Here is a 22,586-nt window from a genome sequence, read left to right on the forward strand (position 1 = left end):
ATGCCGTACCGGCGCCGGCCGCTTACGAGACCCAAGCACGTCCCCTGTGCCGCCGCATCAGGGGAATTCCCCGATCAGGCGATCTCGTCCACCTGCCCGGGCGGCCCCCAGGCGAGCGCCAGCACCAGCGTCGCGCGCACGGCCGGGTCGTCCAGCGAGGGCCCGAACAGGTCGTGCAGGCGGCCGAGCCGGTAGGACACCGTCTGCGGGTGGATGTGCAGATCCTCCGCGACCGCCTTGCGTTCCCCCAGATGCAGCAGCCACGACGTGAGCGTGGTCAACAATCGTTCCCGCGCGGATTCGTTCAGCTCGGCGAGCGGGGCGAGGGCCTGTCTTCTCAGCACGTCGAGCAGCCGGTCGTCGCGGTGCACGATGATCGCGTCGAGGTGTTCGTCGGCGAACACCGGATCGTCGCTGAGCAGGTGGTCGCGGCGCAACCGGGCGGTCACCTCGGCGATGCGCAGGCTGGCCGGGAGCCGGTCGAGCGGCACCGTCGCGCCGACCACCGCGCCGCCGCCGCGCAGCGCCCTGGCCAGCCACGCGCGTCTGCCGGGGCCGCCCGGGTCCGGCACGATCGCCACCACCACGCCGGGCCGGCGCAGCCGCAGGCAGCTGTCTTCGAGGCGGAACACCAATTCCCGCCCCAGTTCGTTTTCGTCCTCCACCAGCACGACCGCGGCGTGCTTCGGCAGCCGCCAGTCCGCGCGCGCCGCCGCGGCCCGCACCGCGGCCTTGTCCGCCCGGTCGGACAGCAGCAGCGCGGTCAGCTCGTCGCGCAGCCGTTCCCGCGCGCGCACCGCGTCCGACTGCTCCTGCAGGTACCCCCGCAGCGACGATTCCGAAAGCTGGTCCACCAGAGCGAACACGGTGGTGGCGAGCGAGGCGAACAGTTCGGCGGGCACGCCGAGATCGAGCGCCGCTTCCGAAACGTACCGCCACGCCACGCGCGCGCCGACCCGGTAGGCCGACAGCAGGCTCGTGACCCGCCTGCCCTGCTGGTATTGCGCCCGGCCGATTTCCTCGAACACCGTCTGCTCGACGCCGGACCCCAGTTCCGGCAGCCGCTCGTCGGGCTCGGCCGCGATGTCGATCAGCCGCCGGACGAACCCCGCGCTGGCGGCGACGAGGTCGGCGAGCTCTTCGGTCAGGAACTCCGCGTAGTCGGGATGCTCGTCCGCGAGCTGGTCGCGGACCTCGTTGAGCATGGCGGGCAGCCGGCGGGTCACCACCGTCTCCAGTTCGTCAAGCCGGGTCACCTGATCTGGTCCCATGTGTCCGGGAGTCCTTCCGTCGCAGGCAGCGGTCTCGGGTCGCCTCGGGACATCCTGTCCCCACTTTGGCCCCTCGTGCCAAGTCGAAGCCACCGAAATTCGCTTTCCGGCGGCAGAAGCCGCCCGTCCGGGGGCGCGACACTGGCGGGGATGAGAGCGACCCCGGCCGCCCGTAACACTGCGGACACAAACGGACTGCGAGAGAAACGGCGCGCGGAAAACTTCCCGGTGGCCCTGCGGGTGCTGCCGGAACAGCTGCGCGCCGACCTCGTCGCGGTCTATTCCGTCGCGCGCACTGTGGACGATCTGGGCGACGAGGCCGAGGGCGACCGGGTCGCGCGGCTCGAGGCTTTCTCTTCGCAGCTGTCCGCGGCGTTCGGCAACGGCGAACCGGAAGATCCCGCGGTCCGTGGACTTCTCCCGGCGATCCGCGCCGGGCGGCTGACCGAGGAACCGTTCCAGCGGCTCGTGCAGGCCAACATCCAGGACCAGCGCGTGCACCGGTATCCGGTCTTCGCGGACTTGCTGGCGTACTGCCGGCTTTCCGCCGACCCGGTCGGGCGCATCGTGCTCGGCCTGCTCGGCGTCCACGATCCGGTCGCCGAGCAGCTGTCCGACCGGATCTGCACCGGGCTCCAGCTCGTGGAGCACTGGCAGGACGTCGGCGAGGACTACCGCAACGGGCGGGTGTACCTGCCGCAGGAGGATCTCGCCGAGTTCGGCGTGGCCGAGGAGGAGCTGGGCGCCGCGCACGCGTCGCCGGAGATGAAAGCGCTGATGCGGTGGGAAACCGACCGCGCCGCCGTCCTGCTGGGCGGCGGCGCGGATTTGCTCGGGCACCTGTCCGGCTGGGGGCGGTTCGCGGTCAGCGGCTTCCTCGCCGGCGGGCTCGCGACGGTCGACGCGCTGCGCGCGAGCGGCGGCGACGTGCTGTCCGCACCGGTCCGGCCGAGCCGGGCCGGACTGCTGAGTTGGCTGGGGTGGCTGCAAGTCGGCACGAGGAGGCGGTCCGGATGACGGCACTGGGCACAGTGGACGAGGCCTACGCGCACTGCGCGGCGGTCACCAAGGAACAGGCGCGCAACTTCTACTACGGAATCCGATTGCTGCCGCCGGGCAAACGCGCGGCGCTGTGCGCGGTGTACGCGCTGGCCCGGATCATCGACGACATCGGCGACGACACCGAGGCGTCCGCCGAGACCAAGCTGCAGGGGCTCGCCGCGGTGCGGAAATCGCTCGGCGATCTGTCCGCGGCCACCGATCCGGTGTACGTCGCGGTCGCCGACGCGGCGCGCCGGTACCCGATTCCGCTGGGCGCGTTCGAGGAACTGCTCGACGGCGTCGAAATGGACGTGACCGGCCGCGAATACGTGCGCTTCGAGGAACTGGTCGAGTACTGCCGGTGCGTGGCGGGTTCGGTCGGGCGGCTGTGCCTCGGCGTCTTCGGCAGCCGTCCGGAGCCGAACGCGCCGGTGTACGCCGACGAATTGGGAATTGCCTTGCAGCAGACCAATATCCTGCGCGACATCCGCGAGGATCTGCTCAACGGCCGCGTGTATCTGCCCAAAGAGGACCTCGACCGGTTCGGCGTCGAACTGTCCGTCGGACCGGACGGCAGGCTGGCCGATCCCGACGGCGGGCTCTCCGCGCTGATCCACGACAGCGCCGCGCGGGCCCGCGACTGGTATTCCCGCGGGCTTCGCCTGGTGCCCTCTTTGGACGGGCGCAGCGCCGCGTGCTGCACCGCGATGTCCGGCATCTACCGCACCCTGCTGGACCGGATCGACGAACAGCCGGCGCGCGTGTTCGACCGGCGGCTTTCGTTGTCCGGCCGGGAAAAGGCGGTGGTGGCGTTCCGGGCGCTGACCGGGATCGGCCGATGACCGCCCCGGTCGCGGTGGTCGGCGGCGGGCTCGCGGGCATCGCCGCCGCGCTCGCCTGCGCCGACGCCGGCCGTCCGGTCACGCTGTTCGAGGCGCGGCCGCATCTGGGCGGGCTCACGCATTCGTTCACCCGCGGCGAGCTGCATGTCGACAATGGACAGCACGTGTTCCTCCGCTGCTGCACCGCTTATCGCGCGCTGCTCGACCGGCTCGGCGTCGCGGACCGGGTGGTGCTGCAGCCGCGCCTGGAAATCCCGATCCGGCTGCCGGGCGCGGCCGCGCCGACGTGGCTGCGGCGCGACGATCTGCCCGCGCCGCTGCACCTGGCCACCTCGCTGCTGCGCTACGACCCGCTGCGCCCGCTCGACCGGGCCCGGTTCGCGCTCGCCGCGCTCGCGTTGCGCCGGGTGGACCCGAAGGCGGACCGCACGGATCGTCAGTCGTTCGGGGAATGGCTGCGGCGGCACGGGCAGAGCGCGGCGGCGATCGAAGCGCTGTGGGATTTGGTCGGGGTGGCCACGCTGAACGCGACCGCCGACGACGCGTCGCTCAGCCTCGCCGCGACAGTGTTCCAAGAGGGCCTGCTCACCGATCCGGCCGCCGCCGACATCGGGTGGTCGCTGGTGCCGTTGCGGGAACTGCACGGCGACCCCGCGCACGAGCGGCTGATCGAGGCCGGAGCGGACGTCCGGGTGAGCACGAAGGTGCGCGCGATCAGCGAGGGCTGGCGGGTCGTCACGGATCGCGGCGAGGAGGAGTTCAGCCAGGTCGTGCTCGCCACTCCGCCGCCGGTGACCGAACAGCTCGCGCCTGCCGGGGCGATCGGGCTGCCGCCGGGCTGGTCGGGCGGGCTCGGCAGCTCCCCGATCGTGAACGTGCACGTGGTGCTCGACCGGAAAGTCCTCGGCGAACCGTTCGTCGCGGGCGTGCGCACGCCGGTGCAGTGGGTGTTCGACCGAACGCGACAGTCCGGTTTGGACTCCGGGCAGTATCTCGCGATGTCGCTGTCCGCCGCGGACGCGCAGATCGACCTGCCCACGGCCAAACTCCGCGAGCAGTTGCTGCCCGAGCTGCTGGCGCTGCTGCCCGAGGCGCGGGGCGCGCAGGTGCTCGACTTTTTCGTCACCCGCGAGCGGCACGCGACATTCCGGCCCGGTCCCGGCACCGCCTCGCTTCGCCCGCCCGCGCGCACCGCGTTGCCCGGGCTGTACCTGGCGGGCGCGTGGACCGCGACCGGATGGCCCGCGACCATGGAGGGGGCCGCGCGCAGTGGCGCGACCGCGGCCGCTGCCCTTCTTCAGCACAACGGTAAGAGGGAGGGAGTCGGAGCATGACCGCCAATCTGTTTCCTGCCGAAAAAACGCGTGCGGCGGCGCCGCCGGTGCTCGGCAGCGCCCGGGACGTCGTGCAGCCAGCGTTGCGCGCCGCCGTCGACCGGCTGGACGACACCAGCCGCGCGATCAGCGCCTACCACCTCGGCTGGACCGACCCGAACGGCGTGCCGGTGCGAGGCAACGGGGGCAAGGCCGTGCGTTCGGCGCTCGCCGTGGTGTCCGCGCAGGCCGCGGGCGCGCCGGTGGAGGCCGGCGTGCCCGGCGCGGTCGCGGTGGAACTGGTGCACAACTTCTCGCTCGTGCACGACGATCTGATGGACGGCGACACCGAACGCAGGCACCGGCCCACGGTGTGGGCGCTGTGGGGGTCGGCGAGCGCGATCCTGACCGGGGACGCGATGCTCGCGCTCGCCCAGGAAGTGGTGCTGGACAGCGGTTCCCCGCACGCGGTCGCCGCCGGCCGGCTGCTCACCGAGACCACGCGCCGCCTGATCCACGGCCAGTTCCTGGACGTCTCGTTCGAACAGCGGGACAACGTCACGCTCGCCGAATGCGTGACGATGGCCGCCGGGAAAACCGGCGCGCTGCTGTCCGCCAGCGCCGCGATCGGGGCGGTGCTGGCCGGCGCGCCCGCCGAGGTCGTCGACGCGCTGGCGGTGTTCGGCGAGGAGATCGGCCTGGCGTTCCAGCTCGTCGACGACGTGCTCGGCATCTGGGGCGACCCGGCGGTCACCGGGAAGTCGGTGTACTCCGATCTGCGGGCGCGCAAGAAGTCGCTGCCGATCACCTACGCGACCACGCAAGGCGGCGCGGCGGGCCGCCGGCTGGCCGAATGGCTCGCCGGGGACGACGACACCGACCTGGCCCGGATCGCGGCGCTGGTGGACGACGCGGGCGGCCGCGAATGGGCCACTGCGGAAGCGGCGCGGCACGTCGCCGCCGCCGAGCAAGCGCTGGCCGTCGTCCCGTCCGGCCCGCGCTCCGACCTCGTTTCGATCGCCCGTTTCATCGCCGGAAGGGAAGCGTGATGACCCAGACCGTCCCCCGCGCCTCCGCGCCCGTCGCCCGCACCGCCGCCGACACCGTCGCGGCGGCCGTCGAATTCCTGCGCCGCGAACAGGACCGCGCCGGATGGTGGAAGGGCGAACTCGCCACCAACGTCACGATGGACGCCGAAGACCTGCTGCTGCGGCATTTCCTCGGCATCCTGACGCCGCAGATCGCCGAGGAGTCCGCCCGCTGGATCCGCTCGCAGCAGCGCGCGGACGGCACCTGGGCGAACTTCCCGGACGGCCCGGCCGACCTGTCCACCACGGTCGAGGCGTGGGTGGCGCTCCGGCTGGCCGGCGATCCGGCGGACGCGCCGTGGCTGGCCGCCGCCGCGGAATGGATCCGCGAGCACGGCGGGATCGAGGCGACGCGGGTGTTCACCCGGATCTGGCTCGCGATGGTGGGCCAGTGGTCGTGGGACGACCTGCCGAGCCTGCCGCCGGAGCTGATCTTCCTGCCGTCGTGGTTCCCGCTCAACGTCTACGATTTCGCCTGCTGGGCGCGGCAGACGATCGTGCCGCTGACCATCGTCGGCACGCTGCGCCCGGTGCGGAAGCTGCCCTTCGAGGTCGACGAACTGCGCACCGGCAAACGCCCGCCGAAGACCCGCGCGCCGTGGACGTGGGACGGCGTGTTCCAGAACCTCGACACCGCGTTGCACGCGTACGCGAAACTGCCGTTCAACCCGGTGCGGAAGCTGGCGATGAAGCAGGCGGCGGAGTGGATTCTCGCGCGGCAGGAAGCCGACGGTTCGTGGGGCGGGATCCAGCCGCCGTGGGTGTACTCGATCCTCGCGCTGCACCTGCTCGGCTATCCGCTCGACCATCCCGCGCTCAAGGCAGGGATCGCCGGGCTGGACGGCTTCACCATCCGGGAGAAGACCGAGCAGGGCTGGGTGCGGCGGCTCGAAGCCTGCCAGTCGCCGGTGTGGGACACCGCCTTGGCGATGACCGCGCTGCTCGACGCGGGCGTCTCCCCCGGCGACGAAACCCTGGTCCGCGCCGCGGAGTGGATGCTGGGCGAGGAAATCCGGGTGCCCGGCGACTGGGCGGTGCGGCGGCCTTCGCTGGAGCCGGGCGGGTTCGCCTTCGAATTCGCCAACGACGGGTATCCGGACACCGACGACACCGCCGAGGTGGTGCTCGCGCTGCGGCGGATGGGCAAACCGGACCACCTGCGGATCCGCGAGGCGGTCGACCGGAGCGTCGCGTGGCTGGAGGGAATGCAGTCCAGCGACGGCGGATGGGGCGCGTTCGACGCGGACAACACGCAGGTGCTGACCACGCGGCTGCCGTTCTGCGATTTCGGCGCGGTGATCGATCCGCCGTCGGCGGACGTGACCGCGCACGTGGTCGAAATGCTGGCCGCGGAAGGGAAAACGGACACGCGCGCCTGCCGTCGCGGGGTGCGGTGGCTGCTGGACAACCAGGAAGAGGACGGTTCGTGGTTCGGCCGCTGGGGCGCGAACTACGTGTACGGCACGGGTGCGGTGGTGCCCGCGCTGGTCGCGGCCGGGATCCCCGGGACCGACCCGCGAATCCGGCGCGCGGTGGAGTGGCTGGCCGAGCACCAGAACGACGACGGCGGCTGGGGCGAGGACCTGCGGTCCTACGACGACCGGGCGTGGGCCGGGCGCGGCGATTCGACGCCGTCGCAGACCGCGTGGGCGTTGCTGGCGCTGCTGGCTGCCGGGGAGCGCGAGTCCACTGTGGTCTCCCGCGGCGTCGAATGGCTGTGCGAACGCCAGCGGCCGGACGGCGGATGGGACGAGGACAAGCACACCGGCACCGGGTTCCCGGGCGACTTCTACCTTTCGTATCACCTGTACCGCGTGGTGTTTCCGCTGTCCGCACTCGGCCGGTACGTACGGGGCGGGTCATGACGCCGATCGTCTGCACCCCGCTGCGGATTGAGCAGGCCGCGCTGCGCGGTCCCGGTCCGCGGACGGTCCACACCGGACTCGGGCCTCGCCGGGCCGCCGCCGCTGCGGCCCGGCTCCCGTCCGGACCGCGGATCGTCGCGGGGCTCGGCGGTGGGCTCACTCCTTCCGTACGGCCGGGGGACGTCGTCGTAGCCACCGAGGTGCGCGGGCCTTCCGGCGTAATTCCGGTGCCGTCCGCGCCATTGCTGGCGGGTGCGTTGCGGCGGCTGGGGCTCACTGTCCATCTAGGACCGGTGGTCGGCAGTTCGCACGTGGTGCGAGAGCGGGAACGGGCTTCGCTGGCTTCCAGTGGCGCGCTTGCGGTCGACATGGAGTCCGCGTGGCTTGCTGCCAGCGGTGAACCGTTCGCGGCGGTCCGGGCCATTGTGGACACGGTCGGCGAACCGCTGCTGCGTCCTTCGACTGTCTCGAATGGACTCGCCGGGTTGCGGAGCCTGCGCCGGACCGCGCCCGCGCTCGCCGCGTGGGCCGAAGCGGTGCGGCCGCGTACGGTGCGGTTAGCTAGTCCGCGGTCGTTCTGCGCCGGAGTGGAGCGGGCGATCGAGATCGTCGAACGGGCGCTGGAGAAGCATGGTGCACCGGTGTACGTGCGCCGGCAGATCGTGCACAACACTCATGTCGTGCACCGGTTGCAGGGTCGCGGTGCGGTGTTCGTGGACGAGGTGGAGGAAGTTCCGGAAGGCGAAACGCTCGTGTTCGCCGCCCACGGGGTCTCTCCCGCCGTCCGGCGGGCCGCCGCAGATCGCGGACTGTCCGTTGTGGACGCGACGTGCCCGTTGGTCACCAAGGTGCACAACGAAGTCCGCCGCTACACCGGGCGCGGCGAGACGGTGTTCCTGATCGGGCACGCCGAGCACGAGGAAGTCGAAGGAACCGTCGGGGAAGCGCCGGACAACGTGGTGGTCGTGAGAGATGTCGAGGCCGCCCGGACGGTCACCGTGCGCGACCCTTCGCGGACCGCCTACACCATGCAGACCACCCTCGCGCTCGACGAGGCCGAAGAGATCGCGTCCGTGCTGCGGGAACGATTCCCGGGACTTTCCGCGCCGCGCAAGGACGACATTTGCTACGCCACGACCAACCGGCAGCAAGCCTTGCGCGCGATCGCCCGCGAGGTGGACCTGGTGCTGGTCGTGGGTTCCGGGAATTCGTCCAACTCGCGGCGGCTGGTGGAAGTCTCCGAACGCGAGGGGACCCCGGCGGTGCTGGTGGACGGCTGCGGCGACGTCGACCTGCGCCGGCTCGCCGGGGCCGGGCGGATCGGGCTCACCGCGGGCGCGTCGGCGCCGCCGCATCTGGTGGCCGAAACGGTCGAGGCCCTGCGCGGACTGGGGCCGGTCAGCGTCGCGGAAAACCCGCTGACGGAGGAAGAAATGACGTTCACCCTACCTCGGGAGGTGCTCTGAGCGATGGCCATGCCGTTGCGCCAGTCTCTTCGACTGGGCGGTTACCTGATGAAGCAGAAGCTGCTGCGCAAGGAGAAGTTCCCGCTCCTGGTCGAGCTGGAACCGCTCTTCGCGTGCAACCTCAAATGCGGCGGCTGCGGCAAGATCGCGCAGCCGCACACCCTGCTGAAACAGCGGATGCCGGTGGAACAGGCCGTCGGGGCGATCGAAGAGAGCGGCGCCCCGATGGTGTCGATCGCGGGCGGCGAACCGCTGATGCACCCGCAGATCGACGAGATCACCCGGCAGCTGCTCGCCCGCAACAAGATCATTTTCCTGTGCACCAACGCGCTGCTGCTGCCCAAGCACATCCACAAGTTCAAGCCGCACCGCAATTTCGCGTGGATGGTGCACATCGACGGCCTCGAAGAACGGCACGACGCGTCGGTGCGCAAGGAGGGCGGTTTCCAGGCGGCGGTCGACGCGATCAAGCTCGCCAAGGAAAAGGGCTTCCGCGTCATGACGAACACGACGTTCTTCACCGGCGACACCCCGCAGGACGTCATCGACGTGCTCGACTACCTCAACGACCTCGGCGTCGACAACATGCAGATCTCGCCCGGGTACGCCTACGAGAAAGCCCCGGACCAGGACCACTGGCTCGGCGTGCAGCAGACCCGGGAACTGTTCGCCAAGGCCTTCGGCGGCGGGAACCGGAAACGCTGGCGGCTCAACCATTCGCCGGTGTTCCTCGATTTCCTCGAGGGCAAACGCGACCTGGAATGCACGCCGTGGGGCATTCCGTCGTATTCGCTGCTCGGCTGGCAGCGCCCGTGCTATCTGCTCGACGACGGCTACGCGAAAACGTACCGGGAACTCATCGAGACCACCGAATGGGAGAACTTCGGCCGCGGCAAGGACCCGCGCTGCTCGAACTGCATGGCGCACTGCGGCTACGAACCCACCGCGGTGATCGCGACGCTCGGCTCGCTGAAGGAATCCGTCCGGGCCGCCGTCGGACACTGACTCACCGGTCGTGCGGGGAACCCCGAGGGACGCTGATTCTCTCGGAGTTCCCCGCACGACCGACGCAAAGGGTTTGCTCAGCGCGAGCGGGGCGTGCCATGATGGGCGCATGCGTGCGCAGCGATTTCTCCGCCCCCGGGCAGTGCCCGGGGGCTGCGCGTGCGCGTCGGGCTCCGCCCGCTGACGTCCGCGTCTCCCCTCGCTGCCCGGGGGTGAAGTCCAGAACTTCACGCTCCGAAGTGAGGAAACCCTTCCCGTGGACCCCCTTGACCCCGCCTCGACGCTGCGCCGGATCACCGCGCTGACCGACGCCGCCCTCGCCGAGCTCGCCCAGGCCCGCACTCCGGCCGCCGTCGCCGACGCACGCCGTTCCGTGCTCGGCAAATCCAGCCCGCTCGCCGCCGTCCGCCGCGACCTCGGCCAGTACGACCCGGCCTCCCGCAAACAGCTCGGCCTCGCGCTTTCCGAAGCACACCAACGCCTTGCCGCCGCGTTCGCCGCGAAGGCGGTCGCCGAAACCGCGCTGGACCACCCGCTCGACCCCACCATTCCCGGCCTTCCGCCGCCGACCGCCGGGCTGCATCCGGTGACCCAGCTGAGAGACGACCTCGACGACGCCTTCCGCGCGCTCAACTTCACGGTCGTCGAGGGTCCGGAAATCAGCTCCGCGGAGAGGGAATTCGACCGGCTGAACTTCCCCGCCGACCATCCGGCGCGCGAAAGCATGGACACCTATTGGCTGGCCGACGGCCGGTGCCTGCGCCCGCACCTGACCGGCGCGAGCGTCCGGCACCTGAGCACGCACGCACCGCCGGTCCGGATCGCCTACCCGGGCCGCGTTTACCGCAACGAAAGCACCGACGCCCGGCACGAGCGCGCGTTCTTCCAGTACGAGGTGCTCGTGGTCGACGACGCGGTTCCGCTCGCCACCGCCCGGTTCCTCGTCGACACCATCCTCGGCACGGTGTTCGGCGAACCGGTGCGGACGCGGATGCGCGCCGGATACTTCCCTTTCGTAGAGCCGGGTTTCGAAATCGACATGGCCTGCCGGGTGTGCTCGGGGCGCGGCTGCCGCACCTGCGGACGGACCGGCTGGCTCGAGGTGATGCCCGGCGGCAGCCCGCATCCGCACGTGCTGCGCGCGGCCGGGCTCGACCCGGCACGCTGGTCCGGCTGCTACCTGAACGTCGGCTTGGACCGGCTGGCGATGATGCGCTACGGCATCGACGACGTCCGGCTGATGCACAGCGCCGACCTGCGCTTCCTCACTCAATTCGCCTGAAAGGCCCGCTGCCGTGAAGATTTCCCGGGACTGGCTCGCCGACTACGTGCCGCTGCCCGACTGTGCGCCGGAGCAGTTGGCGCACGAGCTGACCTTGAAAACCGTCGAGGTCGAGGGGTACGACCTCGTTGAGGGCGATGTCGTCTTCGAGATCGACAACAAATCGCTCACCCATCGTCCTGATCTGTGGAGCCACTATGGAATCGCCCGCGAGCTGTCTGTCCTCTATGGACTCCCGCTGACCCCCCTTCCCCAGGTCGTCCGGCCGCCGAGCACTGCTGGCCTCACCGTGGCCGACCCTGCTTGGCACCGAAGGATCCTGGCCTTGCGGTGCACAGTGGACAGTTCCGTACCGACTCCGGCGTTCGTCCGCGACCGGCTCCGGCGAATCGGCGCACCAAGCCGGAACCTGTGCGCCGACCTGAGCGCGTACGTGATGTTCGCCGTCGGGCAACCGAGTGACGTCCGCACTTCGGATGGCTCACTCGTGCTTGAGATACCAGCTCTGCTCCCGAGCCGAGCCCGCCGCGGCACCCGGACCGAGGCGTCGGTACGCCAGGAGAAAGGCTTGGACACCCAACGCGCGGACCAGGCCGCCGACCTGTTCCTCCACCTCCTGACCGAGGCCGACCCGTCCGCGGTCGCACTCGGCGAGGAGGATCTCGTCCTCGCCGCCACCCGGCGGGCCGAAATCGAGGTGAGCCTGGCGGAACTCGAAAGCCGGATCGGGGTCCGGCTCCCTCCGGACGAGATCCTGCGCATCCTCCGCGCCCTCGGCTGCACCGCCGAGATCACCGGGGAACTGCTGCGGGTGGCGGCTCCGTCGTGGCGTTCCACCGGCGATCTCTCGCTGCCCGTGGACATCGTCGAGGAACTGGCCCGGATCCACGGTTTCGACGCGCTCCCCGCGCCGAGGCCCGTCGTGACCCTCACGCCGAGCCCCCGCCTCCCGTTGAGCCGCCGAGTCCGGGAGGTGCTGGCCGCCCGCGGCGCGGCGACCGAGGTGCTGACCTACCCCTGGTCCGCCGACCACCTGCTCACCGCCTGCGGACTCGACGCCGACCTGGCGATCAGCCACCCGCCGGCCCCGGACCGCGCCCGGTTGCGCCCGTCGCTGGTCCCGAACCTGCTCGAAGCCGCGGCCGCCAACCTCCGCTACTACGACGAGTTCGGCATCTTCGAAGTCGGCACCGTCTTCGCCGCCGCCGAACGGACGTCCGCCGGGATCCTGCTCGCCGGACCGGACGGGGCCGCCCTGTTCCGCCGGGCCAAGGGGCTGGTCGACCTGGTCCGCCGGTACTGCCATCTCACCGCGCTGGATCTGTCCGGTGCACCCGGCCCGGCCTGGACTGACCAGTCGGCGCGACTGGCGATCCGCCCGGGAGGCACGCTGGCGCTGGTCCGGCCGTCGGTGCTCCGGGCGGCGGGGATCGACCGGGGCGCGATCGCCTGCGTCGAACTGGATCTCGACGCGCTGCGGGCACACCCGTCCCGGGAGAACCGCTACACCCCGGTCGGCGACCTGCCCGAGTCGGACTTCGACCTCTCCGTCCTCGCCGCCGACACGGTGCCCTGGTCTCTGGTCGCCGACTCCGCGAGCCGGGCCCATGCCTTGGTGCAGCGGGTGGCTTACGTCGGCGAGTACCGGGGTTCGCGGATTCCGGCGGACCACCGGTCGCTCACCTTGCGGGTCACGCTCCGCCCGAAGTCCGCAACACTGACCGCGAGCGAAATCGCCACCGCCCGCTCCGAAGTGCTGGCTGCACTCGAGCGGGTGGGGGCGAGGTTGCGGTGAGACTCAGCCGAGATCAGAGTGGGCGATCACGTGCGCGATGCTGATCCGCACCGCGGTGAATCCACCGTGGACGAACGATTCGGCAAGGTCCACTGCGGACTGCTCGGGGTAGTAGCGTTCGGCGATCCCCGCCGCCACCCGCCTGATCTGGTCCGGCTCGGCGGAAATCCGGGCTTGGCCTTCGATAGTCACGAAGCTGTACGGCTGCTGTTCGTCGCTGACGCAGACCGCGACGCGTCCGTCCCGCACCAGGCTTTTCCCTTTGACACTCCCCGGCGACAAAGCGAAGGCGAGTTCGTCCCCGTCCAGCACGAAACAAATCGGGGTGACGTGCGGACGTCCGTCGGCGCGCGTGAGAGCTAAATGCGCCAGCCTCGTTCCTTCGGAGAGGAAGGTGCGCCATTCGCTGTCGGTCATGGTTGACATCAGTGTGTTCCCTTCTCGGTTGACTGACCACTTCGGACGCGGAGGCGTCCAGCAACGGCTTGCTGTGCCAGGAAAAGCAGGAGCCCAGCGGCGAAAGCAACGACGCCCAGGCAAGTCCGACCGGCTTGCTGCAGCAACGCCGTGCCGATGATCGGGCCAAGGACCGCGCCGAGGCTCCACGCACTCGACGCGACGCCCAGGTACCCGCTGCGCAGGTCCGGCGGCGCAAGAGCGGCGAAGGTCGCTCCGAATTGGACCGCGAGCCCGATCTGCCCAAGGCTGACAATGAGAATCGCGACGGCATAGCCAGCAATGCTGTGCGTCAAAGCCGCCCATCCACCGCCGAGGCCGACCAGCACCATCGAGATGGCTAGCACGGTCCCCCGGTCGCGATTCGCCAGCACGCCGACGGCCAACGGTTGCAGGACAACGATGGCGAGCCCATTGAGCGCGAGCACCGCACCATAGGTGGCGGAGCTGAACTGTTGCGCGGTCATCAGCAACGGCAAGGTGGCGAACGCTTCCATGAGCAGCGTGAAGCAGCCGACGTGAATCGCGGTCATGGCGAGCATCAGCCGGTCCGCCCGCAACACCGGCAGCAGCGCACGTTTCGGACCGCTCGCAGTGGAGCACGTCTCCGGCACCGCCGCCACCACGATCAAGGCGGCGACCAGCATCGCGACTGCGTTCAACCAGAACAGCAGCCCGTAACCGCGACTCGCGAGCACCCCGGAAACCGTTGCGGCGACGGCATATCCGAGATTCGCCGCCCAATAAAGCAGGCTGTACGCCCGCACCCGCTGCTCCGGCGGAAGGTCCGCCACCGCCGCGGATCCGGCCGGGCGGAAGAGCCCGGCCGCGAGGCCGTACCCGGCGGCCGTGCCCCAGATGACCGGCGTCGCCTCGGCGGATCCCAAGGCAGCCAAGGCGATTGCCGTCCCGAGGAACCCGAGGAGCATCGTCTTCCGCCGCCCGGCCCGGTCCCCGAGCCAGCCTCCCAGCAGCTGCGACCCGAAATCGCCGATGCCCACCGCCGCCACCACGGCTCCCGCGGCCGCCGGGGTCATCCGCTGGTCCTGCGTCAGATACAGCACCAGCATCGGCTGCACGAACGAACCGCCTCGCGCGACGAGGTGGCACGCGCCCAGCGCCCACGCGAGCGACGGGAGCCGGCGAGCGGAAGTTCTCTCGGCGGTGATCGTTGCGACTGTCATGGCAACGACGCTAGGAGCGCCAGGAGATTAAGAAAAGCGATTGTTCACGATCGAATCCATCGTGAACCGTAATAGACTGAGGTCATGGCGGACCTGGACCTGCGGCAGCTGACGACGATGCTCGCGATCGCCGAGGAGGGAACGTTCTCCCGCGCCGCGACCCGGCTGGGCTACACGCAGTCGAGCGTGAGCCAGCACATCGCGGCCTTGGAACGGTCCCTCGGCGGCGCGGTGTTCGACCGGCCGGGCGGTCCGCGGCCGGTGCGGATCACTCCCCTTGGCGCCGTGGTCCTCGAACACGGCCGGGAGGTGCTGGCGAAAGCCGGAGCGCTGGGCCGGGCGGTCGACCGCTTCAAGGCCGGGGAAGGCCGGATCGACGTCGGCACCCTGCAAAGCGTCTCGCACGCCATCCTGCCGACGGTGCTGCGCCTTCTCCGCGAGGAGCACCCGCGCTGCGAGATCCGGCTCTCGGAACCCGACGAGCCCCGGCTCGGCGAGCTGGACCTGCTGTTCTACGACGGCCTGCTCGGCGAGGAAACCGAACACGCCCTGCTGCTGGAGGACCCCTACCTGGTCGTCGCGCCGCCCGGCGACCTGCCGGCGGGCCCGGTGCCCGCCCGGAAACTGGACGGCAGGCCGATGGTCGCCTGGCCGGCCACGTGCGACCAGCCCAGACTGGAGAAATCCCTCGCGGACGCCGGCGCGCGGCCGCGGATCGTCTTCCGGTCCGCGGGCAGCGAGACGATCCTGTCGATGGTGCGCGCCGGGATGGGGCTCGCGGTGCTGCCCTGGCTGGCGATCCACCAGGTCGTGTGCCGCGACTGCGGTGCGATCCACGGACCGGAGGGATGGCCGGATCTGCGGGTGCACGACCTCGACCCCGCCCCGGCCCGCTCGATCTACCTGCACTGGCCGCCCGGCCGCGGCGCCGAGTCCCCGCTCGCGGCGCGGACCATCGAGGTGGCGGTCGAAGTCGCGCGCGAGCTGGCCCGGCAGGCGCCGCCGGGACGGACCTGAGCCGGCAGCTTTCGGCCGGGTGCTCTTAACGGCGGCCGCGAGCCCGCGACATCACCGGGTCGGGGATGCCGTGCGCACCCCCGACCAACCGTCCCGGTCAGGCCACCGTCGCGTCCACCGTGACCTCGATGCTTCCGCCCAGCGCCTTCGAATACGGGCAGGTCTGGTGCGCGGCGGCGGCCAGCGTGTCGGCGGTCTCCTGGTCAACGCCGGTCAGCTCGAGATGCAGGGCGGCGCTGAGCCAGAAGTTCGCCTCGTCGTGGTGCAGCGTCACGTCCGCGACCACCGCCAGGTCGGCCAGCTTCACCTTCCGCTGCGCCGCGGCGATCCGGACCGCGCCCATGAAGCACGAGGACCAGCCGGCCGCGAGCAGCTGCTCCGGGTTGGTCGCGCCGCCGTTGCCGCCCAGTTCCTTCGGGATGGCGAATTTCAGGTCGAGCGCACCGTCGGAGGAAACCGCTCGTCCCCCGTTGCGGCCTTCGCCGGTGGTGGTGACGACGGCGGTGTAAGTGGTTTCAGACATGATTTTCCCTTTCCAGAACATTTTCAGAAGCCGCTGAGGACGGTGCCGGTAAGCGCCGCCAGTGCGCCGAGAACTTCCCGGAACGCCCACGTGATCTGGTCCATCGGACTTGCCCTTCCGGCAGGTGACCGGGCCGCTGCCCTCCGGTCTCGGCGACGGGAGAACCTTCGCACGATAATTCGTCACCGGTCAAGACGGTTACGCTTTTCTGTGACCTGCTACTCATAACCCCCTAGAGCGGTTAGAGGTGCTTGCGCGGCGATTCGTCACCTGTCAGACTGGTGCGCATGGAGCACGCCTTCCCCTGCGGCAACCCGGCGCTGGACTTCGTCGGCACGCTGCGGGCCCGCCGCAACGACGAACCGGCCGAGATGCTCGGGTCGCCGCGCAGCCTGGACGCCTGGTTCCGCGAGTCGGGGGTCACCGGCACCGACCCGGCGAGCACGGCCGCGGACCTGACCGGGGCGATCGCGGTCCGGGAGGCGATCTACGCGCTGGTCGCGGCCCGGCTGGTCGGCGACGAGTACGACGCGGAGGCGCTGACGCTGGTCAACGAAGCGGCCGCGCAGCCGGACGCGGTCCCCCAGCTGACCCGGACCGGACTGCAGGTCCGGGCGACGGCAGCGCAGGCGCTGTCGACAGTGGCCCGGGCCGCGGTGACGATCCTGGGCGGGCCGGACGCGGATCTGCTGAAGGAATGCGGGCGGCCGGAATGCACGCAGGTCTACCTGGACCATTCGCGCGGGTCGCGGCGCGAATGGTGCGCGATGGCCACCTGCGGGAACAAGATGAAGGCGGCGGCTTACCGGGCGCGGCGGCGAGGGAACCCGCCGCTGACCCCGTCGCGACAGTCCTGAACGTTCCACGGCTCCCTGGTTCTCCGCCAGAGTCGCGCCGCCAGGCATCCCGTACCCCGTCCCAGGGTGCCCCTGACCGTCCCCTGGCCGTGCGAAATTCCGCGGCTGGCAAAGGCAAACCTGCCCCAAGCCCGCGAGAACGCCAACCAACCAGTTGAGCATTCCGGATCGAATCCGTTCAACCCCCCGGAAGTCGGGGATTTCGAAACCCGGGCAGAATCGCTGCCCCGGACTTCCCCGGCCCGCCGCTTTCCGTGCGCCCGCGCAGCTTCCCACTGTCCACTATAGACAGTCCGGACCGGACGAAATCACGCTGGGTGGCCATGATCCGCGCTTCGCCACCCGTCCGGCGCAATCCGCGGAAACCCGTGCCGCACGCACCACAAGAGACAGTGGTCCGGGGTGACAACGTTGACGGATAACCCCTCCCCCGCCTTTCTTTGCCAGCTGTTGACCTTTCCCGAACCTCGGGCGTATGGTCTAGACCAAGAAGCCCACCCCCTTCGCTCCCACCCCGTGCGGGCCGGCTCCCGGAAAGCCGGTGCGTCGTTTTGTCGTACCCGCACGGGGAAACGAGCATTCCCCGAAGGAGCTGCCCATGAAAGCGAACCGGAAACTCGTCGCCGCCGCGGTCGGCACGGCGATCGCGCCGGTGCTCGTGCTGATCAGCCCGGCAGGCACCGCCAGCGCGCACGGGTATGTCAACGCGCCGGCGAGCCGGCAGGCCCAATGCGCGCAGGGCGTGGTGTCCTGCGGCCAGATCAAGTGGGAGCCGCAGAGCGTCGAAGGGCCGAAGGGGCTGCACAGCTGCAGCGGCGGCAACGCGCAGTTCGCCGAGCTGAACGACAACAACAAGGGCTGGAAGGCGACGCCGGTCGGCTCCACGGTGGCCTTCACCTGGAAGTTCACCGCCCGGCACCGCACGTCGAATTACGAGTACTGGATCGGCAACGACAAGATCGCCACCGTGGACGGCGGCGGCCAGCAGCCCCCGGCGACGGTCACCCACAACGTGAACCTCAAGGGGCACACCGGAAGGCAGACGGTGCTCGCCGTCTGGAACATCGCGGACACCGCGAACGCCTTCTACGCCTGCATCGACCTGCAGGCGAGCTGACCCGGAAAGTCCACATCGGACACTGAGGCACGGGCCGTGGCGGCGGCCCGTGCCTCAGCGCGCGTCCGGGCCCGGCTCCGGAAATGACAAAACCAGCCAATTTCCCGCGGACTCGTTGACCCGCTTTCCCGGCCGTGACTAGCGTGCCGGTCACCGGAAAATGGCACGACTCCAGGAGGCGGTTTTCCTTGATTTCCCGGCGGGCATTCCTCGGCGCATCCGCGGCGGCCGCGACATTTCCACTCTGGAACTCGGCGTTCGCCTCCGCTGCCACCCCCGACACCGCGAAGGTCGCTTTCGACGACCAGTCCGGCGCCGGCCAGACCTACGCGTACATCACCGGCACGACGCTCGACAACCGGCTCGTCGTCCTGAAATCCGATGGCACGCCGTACTATCCGCCGTCCCCGGACAGCGACCACACCCCGCTCGCCGAGGACTGCGCGATCCCGCTGAAGTCGCTTTCCCAGGTCACTGTGCCGAAAATGTACGCGGCCCGGATTTATGTGGCCCTCGACAGCAAGCTGGACTTTTTCGTCAACAAGGGCCCGGCGCTCGTGCATCCGAGCTTCCTGGCCGCCGACGACCCGAATTACGCCCGGAACTGGTCGTTCTGCGAATTCACCTTCAACAACGACGTGCTGTTCGCCAACATCAGCTACGTCGATTTCGTCGCGATCCCGCTCGGCCTGCACCTCACCACGACCGGTTCCGGCGACCAGACCGTACCCGGCCTGCCCGCCCGCTCGCTCGACCCGATCTGCGACGCACTCAACGCCCAGGGCGGCAAATGGAGCACGCTGATCGAAACCGGCGGCGACGGCAAACCGTTGCGCGCGCTGTCCGCGCATTACCGCGCCGACCAATTCGGCGGATACCTCGACGGCTATATCGACGAGGTGTGGCAGAAATACCGCAGCGAGACGCTCACCGTCGACACCCAGGTGCCCGGACTCGGCGCGTTCACCGGCCAGGTCGGCGCGGACGGCGTGCTTGCCTTCACCAACGGCGAACGCTTCGAAAAGCCCGCCACGCCGGACGTGTGGAGCTGCGACAGCGGCCCGTTCGCCATCAAACAAGGCGACAGCGACGCCCGCAAAGCGATCGTCCCCCGGCTGGCGGCGGCCTTGAACCGCACCACCTTGCGCGACAACCCGAAACAGCCGACCGACGAGGACCCGGCGAAGTTCTACCAAAACCCGGAAACCAACCACTACGCGCGGATCGTGCACAGCAAACTGCCGGACAACCGCGGTTACGCCTTCCCCTACGACGACGTTTCGCCCGGCCCCGATTTCAGCGGCGCCGTCCAGGCAGGCGACCCGGACACGCTCACCATCACGGTAAACGCCTTGCGCTGAACCAAAGACGTGCCGCGGTCCTTTTCGGACCGCGGCACCGTCCTCCGGTGAGATCGCCTTCCCGCTCGTTCTTCGCCGCTGTCTCACCACGCGTGGCGAGCGCTTTCGTCGCCGCCCCGTGGCCGACGTCACCGCGGATCACGTCGACGCCGACGATTTTCCTGCCCGCTGCCCCAGCGCCGCCGAGACGATCTGCCGGATCGGTTCCAGCTCGACGTTTTCCACCGTCGCCTCGACCCCGGGCATTTCCTCGATCGCCGGCTCCGCCTTCAGCAGCACCCGGAACACCCGCGGCAGCACCGTCCGCCCGACGAGATCCTCGGCGAGCGCCGCCGCCTCTGTAGTGTCCATTTTGTACTGCGCAGCCAGATACCCGGCGAGCCGCGCGTACATCACGTCGAACATCGCGTCGTAATACGCCTTCGCGCTGTCCGGCAACCGCTCCGCAGCCGAAATGCAGAGCCGGCACGTCCGCGCCTGCGGTTCCCACGTCAGCAGCTGCTGGAACCGCCCGCAAAACAGCGCGACCGCCTCGATCGGCTCGCCCGCGTACGCGTCCGGCGTCCTCAGCTTGCCGAGATACAGCTCGCGGACCAGGTCGAGCACCGCGAGGAACAGCTTGTCCTTGCTCTCGAAGTGCGCGTACAGCGACCGCTTGGACGTCCCCGCGCTGGCCGCGACGGCGTCCATCGACGCGCGCTCGAACCCGGTCTCGAGGAACACGTTCTTCGCCGCCAGCAGGATGTGCTTGCGCAACTCCGCACCCCGCAGCTGCGAACCGCCTTCACGCGCCATCCTTGCCTCCGCCAAAAGTAAACGGTACGGTGGAGTTTACTTCCTTCTCCACCTCTTCGACAGTCTCCAGGAGAGCCCGCATGATCGTCGTCACCGCCCCCACCGGAAACATCGGCAGCCGAGTGCTCGCCGAGGTCGCCGACGGTTCCCGCCCCGTCCGCGCGATCGTCCGCGATCCCGCGAAAATCCCCGCTGACCTGCGCGAACGCGTCGAGATCCACCCCGGTTCGCACCGCGACCCCGAAGTACTCGCCCGAGCCTTCGCCGGCGCGGACACCGTCTTCTGGCTCGTCCCGCCCGACCCGCGAGCCGCGAGCGCCGAGGAGGCCTACTCCGGCTTCGCCCGCCCCGCCGTCGAAGCCATCCGAACCCACGGCGTGCGCCGAGTGGTGTCGGTCAGCGCACTGGGCCGCGGCACCGCCTCCGCCGAACGAGCCGGACACGTCACCGCGACGCTGGCGATGGACGACCTCATCGCCGACACCGGAGTCGCCTTCCGTGCACTCGCGAATCCGACCTTTATGGACAATCTGCTGCGCCAAACCGGTGCGCTCAAAGAACAAGGCACGTTCTACGACGTCCTGCCGCCCGACTACGCCGCCCCGCTCGTCTGCACGCGAGACATCGCCGCCGTCGCGTCCCGGCTGCTGCTCGATCCTTTGTGGACCGGACGGGAGGACGTCCCCGTGCTCGGCCCGGAAGACCTGTCACCGAACGAGCAGGCGTCCATCATCAGCGACACGCTGGGGATTTCTGTTAAGTACCAGCAGATCCCGGTCTCCGCGCTGGGCGCGCAGGTCCTCGCCCGCGGATATTCGGAGGCGATGGCACAGTCCATGATGGACATGGCGACCGCGAAGCTGAACCATCTGGACGAGGGTGTCGTCCGCACTCCGCAGCACGCCAAGGAAACTCCGACGACCTTCCGGCAGTGGTGCGAAGAGGTCCTGAAGCCCGCGGTGGACAAGGCCTGATCCGGTTGGAGCGCCGATGCCTGCCGCTTCGGCGCTCCTCCGCCGCGGGGATGCGCACCCCGCTCACCAGCGTCCTCGCCGCCGACACCAGTGCACGGCACCCAATCCCGGCACCGTCTCACCCTCTCGCCAGGCACCCCAGCACAGTCCCACCGACGACCGCGCACCGCACCGTCTCGCCCTCTCGCCAGGCGCGCTCCCGCCAACACCCGCCCACGGCCCCAACCCCGGCACCATCTCGCCTATCACCAGGCCGCTCACCACACTCCCGCCGACGGCCACGCACCGCCCCCAGCTCCAACGCCCGGCGTCGCTGCGAAACCGCCTCGCCGGAGCAGCCCAGCACAGTCCCGCTCGCACACCGCACCCGTTCACCGGCCCCGGCCGCCACCTCCGGCCCCGCACAACCAGCAACTCTCCCGCCCGCGCACGACGCTCACTCCCAGAATCCGGTCACCACCCCGGACCGCGCCGAGCAGCCCAGCGCCACCGCACCTCGATGCCTCAGTGGCACTCAGTGCACTTCACGGGGATTCGGCCTCGCGCAGCGCGGCGCCGATCCGGGTCACCACCTCGTGCAGCGGCGTCGCGGTGCTGAGCACCGCCACCACCGTCCCGGGCTCCGGCTCGCTCGAAGGCTTCGCGCCGGACGTCCGGAATGCGTCCGCGACCAGGGCGAACGCCTCCCTCGCCGCGGCTTCGATGTCGTCCCGTCCGCCGCTGCGGAGCCAGCGTCGCAGGACGTGGTTGTTGGCGGCCGCGATCGCCGCCGCCGCCACTGCTGCCCGGAGAGTCGCGGCCTCGTCACCCGCGGCGGCGAAGCGGTCCTGGAGGTAGCGGGCGAGGACGCGCTGGTAGCGGTCGACCGTCGCGACTTCCTTGTCCCGCAAGGAAGGCACCGTGCGGGTGAGGGTGAACCGCTTGAGCGAGACGTCCAGTTCCGCGGCATAGGACTCCAGCACGAGCGACACCGCCGCGGTCGCCACCTCGATCGGGTCGCGCGCCGGGTCGGCGGTCTCGAAGACCTGCTCCATCTCGGCGACGATCTCGTCGTGGTTGGCGAAGAGGACGTCGTCCTTGCTGTCGAAATACCGGAAAAACGTCCGCCGCCCGACGCCCGCCGCCGCGGCGATGTCGTCGATGGTCGTGGCCTCGTACCCGTTGGCGGCGAAGAGATCCACGGCCGCCGTCGCCAGCGCGCGACGCAACTGCCGCCGCCCGGCCGGCGTTGCCCCGACCCGGGTGCGCGGCGTCTCGGTCATGCCCGAACGGTAGCAGCCCGGGTTGCTAGTGGCACTGAGTGCCGTTAGCATGGTCGGGCACCCCTATGCGAG

Annotated in this window: 20 protein-coding genes; 14 read left to right on the forward strand and 6 right to left on the reverse strand. The window is 70.2% G+C overall.

Annotation, left to right across the window (positions count from 1 at the left end; translation table 11 throughout):
* Nucleotides 1-74: 74 nt before the first annotated feature.
* On the reverse strand, nucleotides 75-1,271 hold the full coding sequence (locus F9C11_RS33690) for a helix-turn-helix domain-containing protein (protein WP_409181396.1): 1,197 nt from the start codon (nucleotides 1,269-1,271) through the stop codon (nucleotides 75-77).
* A gap of 150 nt (nucleotides 1,272-1,421) precedes the next feature.
* Between F9C11_RS33690 and hpnC the strand changes: the two genes are divergently transcribed.
* From hpnC to F9C11_RS33735, 9 genes are all read left to right on the forward strand, one after another.
* Nucleotides 1,422-2,288, forward strand: a complete 867-nt coding sequence (hpnC, locus tag F9C11_RS33695) for a squalene synthase HpnC (protein ID WP_409181397.1) — start codon at nucleotides 1,422-1,424, stop codon at nucleotides 2,286-2,288.
* Entirely contained in the window at nucleotides 2,285-3,154 is an 870-nt protein-coding gene (gene hpnD / locus F9C11_RS33700; protein ID WP_409181398.1) for a presqualene diphosphate synthase HpnD, read from the forward strand. Before hpnC ends, hpnD begins: the two co-directional genes overlap by 4 nt.
* Complete coding sequence (gene hpnE, locus F9C11_RS33705; RefSeq protein WP_409181399.1) at nucleotides 3,151-4,488, forward strand: hydroxysqualene dehydroxylase HpnE; 1,338 nt, start codon at nucleotides 3,151-3,153, stop codon at nucleotides 4,486-4,488. The genes hpnD and hpnE overlap by 4 nt, the downstream gene beginning before the upstream one ends.
* Nucleotides 4,485-5,516 (forward strand): polyprenyl synthetase family protein, encoded by a 1,032-nt coding sequence (locus tag F9C11_RS33710; protein ID WP_409181400.1) that lies wholly within the window; start codon nucleotides 4,485-4,487, stop codon nucleotides 5,514-5,516. The genes hpnE and F9C11_RS33710 overlap by 4 nt, the downstream gene beginning before the upstream one ends.
* A complete protein-coding gene (gene shc, locus F9C11_RS33715) occupies nucleotides 5,516-7,420 on the forward strand; it encodes a squalene--hopene cyclase (RefSeq protein ID WP_409181401.1) in 1,905 nt (634 codons plus the stop codon). Before F9C11_RS33710 ends, shc begins: the two co-directional genes overlap by 1 nt.
* Nucleotides 7,417-8,886 carry a 4-hydroxy-3-methylbut-2-enyl diphosphate reductase gene (ispH, locus tag F9C11_RS33720; protein WP_409181402.1) on the forward strand — a complete coding sequence of 490 codons (1,470 nt, stop codon included), beginning with the start codon at nucleotides 7,417-7,419 and terminating at the stop codon, nucleotides 8,884-8,886. Before shc ends, ispH begins: the two co-directional genes overlap by 4 nt.
* Nucleotides 8,887-8,889: 3 nt before the next feature.
* Nucleotides 8,890-9,891 carry an adenosyl-hopene transferase HpnH gene (hpnH, locus tag F9C11_RS33725; protein ID WP_009076658.1) on the forward strand — a complete coding sequence of 334 codons (1,002 nt, stop codon included), beginning with the start codon at nucleotides 8,890-8,892 and terminating at the stop codon, nucleotides 9,889-9,891.
* Between the two features lie 256 nt (nucleotides 9,892-10,147).
* Nucleotides 10,148-11,173, forward strand: a complete 1,026-nt coding sequence (locus tag F9C11_RS33730; protein WP_409181403.1) for a phenylalanine--tRNA ligase subunit alpha — start codon at nucleotides 10,148-10,150, stop codon at nucleotides 11,171-11,173.
* 13 nt (nucleotides 11,174-11,186) lie between these two features.
* Entirely contained in the window at nucleotides 11,187-12,968 is a 1,782-nt protein-coding gene (locus F9C11_RS33735) for a hypothetical protein (protein WP_409181404.1), read from the forward strand.
* Between the two features lie 3 nt (nucleotides 12,969-12,971).
* On the opposite strand, the gene F9C11_RS33740 is transcribed toward F9C11_RS33735, so the two are convergent.
* Together F9C11_RS33740 and F9C11_RS33745 are read right to left on the reverse strand one after the other, a co-directional pair.
* On the reverse strand, nucleotides 12,972-13,394 hold the full coding sequence (locus tag F9C11_RS33740; RefSeq protein ID WP_409181405.1) for a PPOX class F420-dependent oxidoreductase: 423 nt from the start codon (nucleotides 13,392-13,394) through the stop codon (nucleotides 12,972-12,974).
* Nucleotides 13,394-14,608, reverse strand: coding sequence for an MFS transporter (locus F9C11_RS33745; RefSeq protein ID WP_409181406.1), 1,215 nt, complete (start codon nucleotides 14,606-14,608; stop codon nucleotides 13,394-13,396). Before F9C11_RS33745 ends, F9C11_RS33740 begins: the two co-directional genes overlap by 1 nt.
* Nucleotides 14,609-14,692: 84 nt before the next feature.
* Here F9C11_RS33745 and F9C11_RS33750 point away from each other — a divergent pair, with 84 nt between their 5' ends.
* The gene (locus F9C11_RS33750) at nucleotides 14,693-15,625 is read left to right on the forward strand and encodes a LysR family transcriptional regulator (RefSeq protein ID WP_409181407.1); all 933 of its coding nucleotides are present in this window, start codon (nucleotides 14,693-14,695) and stop codon (nucleotides 15,623-15,625) included.
* A gap of 97 nt (nucleotides 15,626-15,722) precedes the next feature.
* On the opposite strand, the gene F9C11_RS33755 is transcribed toward F9C11_RS33750, so the two are convergent.
* Nucleotides 15,723-16,148, reverse strand: coding sequence for an Ohr family peroxiredoxin (locus tag F9C11_RS33755; RefSeq protein WP_409181408.1), 426 nt, complete (start codon nucleotides 16,146-16,148; stop codon nucleotides 15,723-15,725).
* A 287-nt stretch (nucleotides 16,149-16,435) separates the two neighbouring features.
* Here F9C11_RS33755 and F9C11_RS33760 point away from each other — a divergent pair, with 287 nt between their 5' ends.
* The 3 genes from F9C11_RS33760 (at nucleotide 16,436) to F9C11_RS33770 (ending at nucleotide 19,483) form a co-directional block, all read left to right on the forward strand.
* On the forward strand, nucleotides 16,436-17,005 hold the full coding sequence (locus F9C11_RS33760) for a CGNR zinc finger domain-containing protein (protein ID WP_409181409.1): 570 nt from the start codon (nucleotides 16,436-16,438) through the stop codon (nucleotides 17,003-17,005).
* Between the two features lie 598 nt (nucleotides 17,006-17,603).
* Entirely contained in the window at nucleotides 17,604-18,122 is a 519-nt protein-coding gene (locus tag F9C11_RS33765; RefSeq protein WP_409181410.1) for a lytic polysaccharide monooxygenase auxiliary activity family 9 protein, read from the forward strand.
* A gap of 188 nt (nucleotides 18,123-18,310) precedes the next feature.
* Nucleotides 18,311-19,483, forward strand: coding sequence for a glycoside hydrolase family 64 protein (locus F9C11_RS33770; RefSeq protein WP_409187029.1), 1,173 nt, complete (start codon nucleotides 18,311-18,313; stop codon nucleotides 19,481-19,483).
* A gap of 138 nt (nucleotides 19,484-19,621) precedes the next feature.
* Here F9C11_RS33770 and F9C11_RS33775 read toward each other — a convergent pair whose 3' ends face one another.
* Nucleotides 19,622-20,278: a TetR/AcrR family transcriptional regulator gene (locus F9C11_RS33775; protein WP_409181411.1), complete on the reverse strand. Its 657-nt coding sequence runs from the start codon at nucleotides 20,276-20,278 to the stop codon at nucleotides 19,622-19,624.
* Nucleotides 20,279-20,358: 80 nt separating this feature from the next.
* Here F9C11_RS33775 and F9C11_RS33780 point away from each other — a divergent pair, with 80 nt between their 5' ends.
* Nucleotides 20,359-21,252: an NAD(P)H-binding protein gene (locus F9C11_RS33780; RefSeq protein ID WP_409181412.1), complete on the forward strand. Its 894-nt coding sequence runs from the start codon at nucleotides 20,359-20,361 to the stop codon at nucleotides 21,250-21,252.
* A 524-nt stretch (nucleotides 21,253-21,776) separates the two neighbouring features.
* Here F9C11_RS33780 and F9C11_RS33785 read toward each other — a convergent pair.
* The gene (locus F9C11_RS33785; protein WP_409181413.1) at nucleotides 21,777-22,514 is read right to left on the reverse strand and encodes a TetR family transcriptional regulator; all 738 of its coding nucleotides are present in this window, start codon (nucleotides 22,512-22,514) and stop codon (nucleotides 21,777-21,779) included.
* Nucleotides 22,515-22,586 lie beyond the last annotated feature (72 nt).

Source organism: Amycolatopsis sp. VS8301801F10 (genome assembly GCF_046195355.1).
In the GTDB taxonomy this organism is placed as follows: Bacteria; Actinomycetota; Actinomycetes; order Mycobacteriales; family Pseudonocardiaceae; genus Amycolatopsis.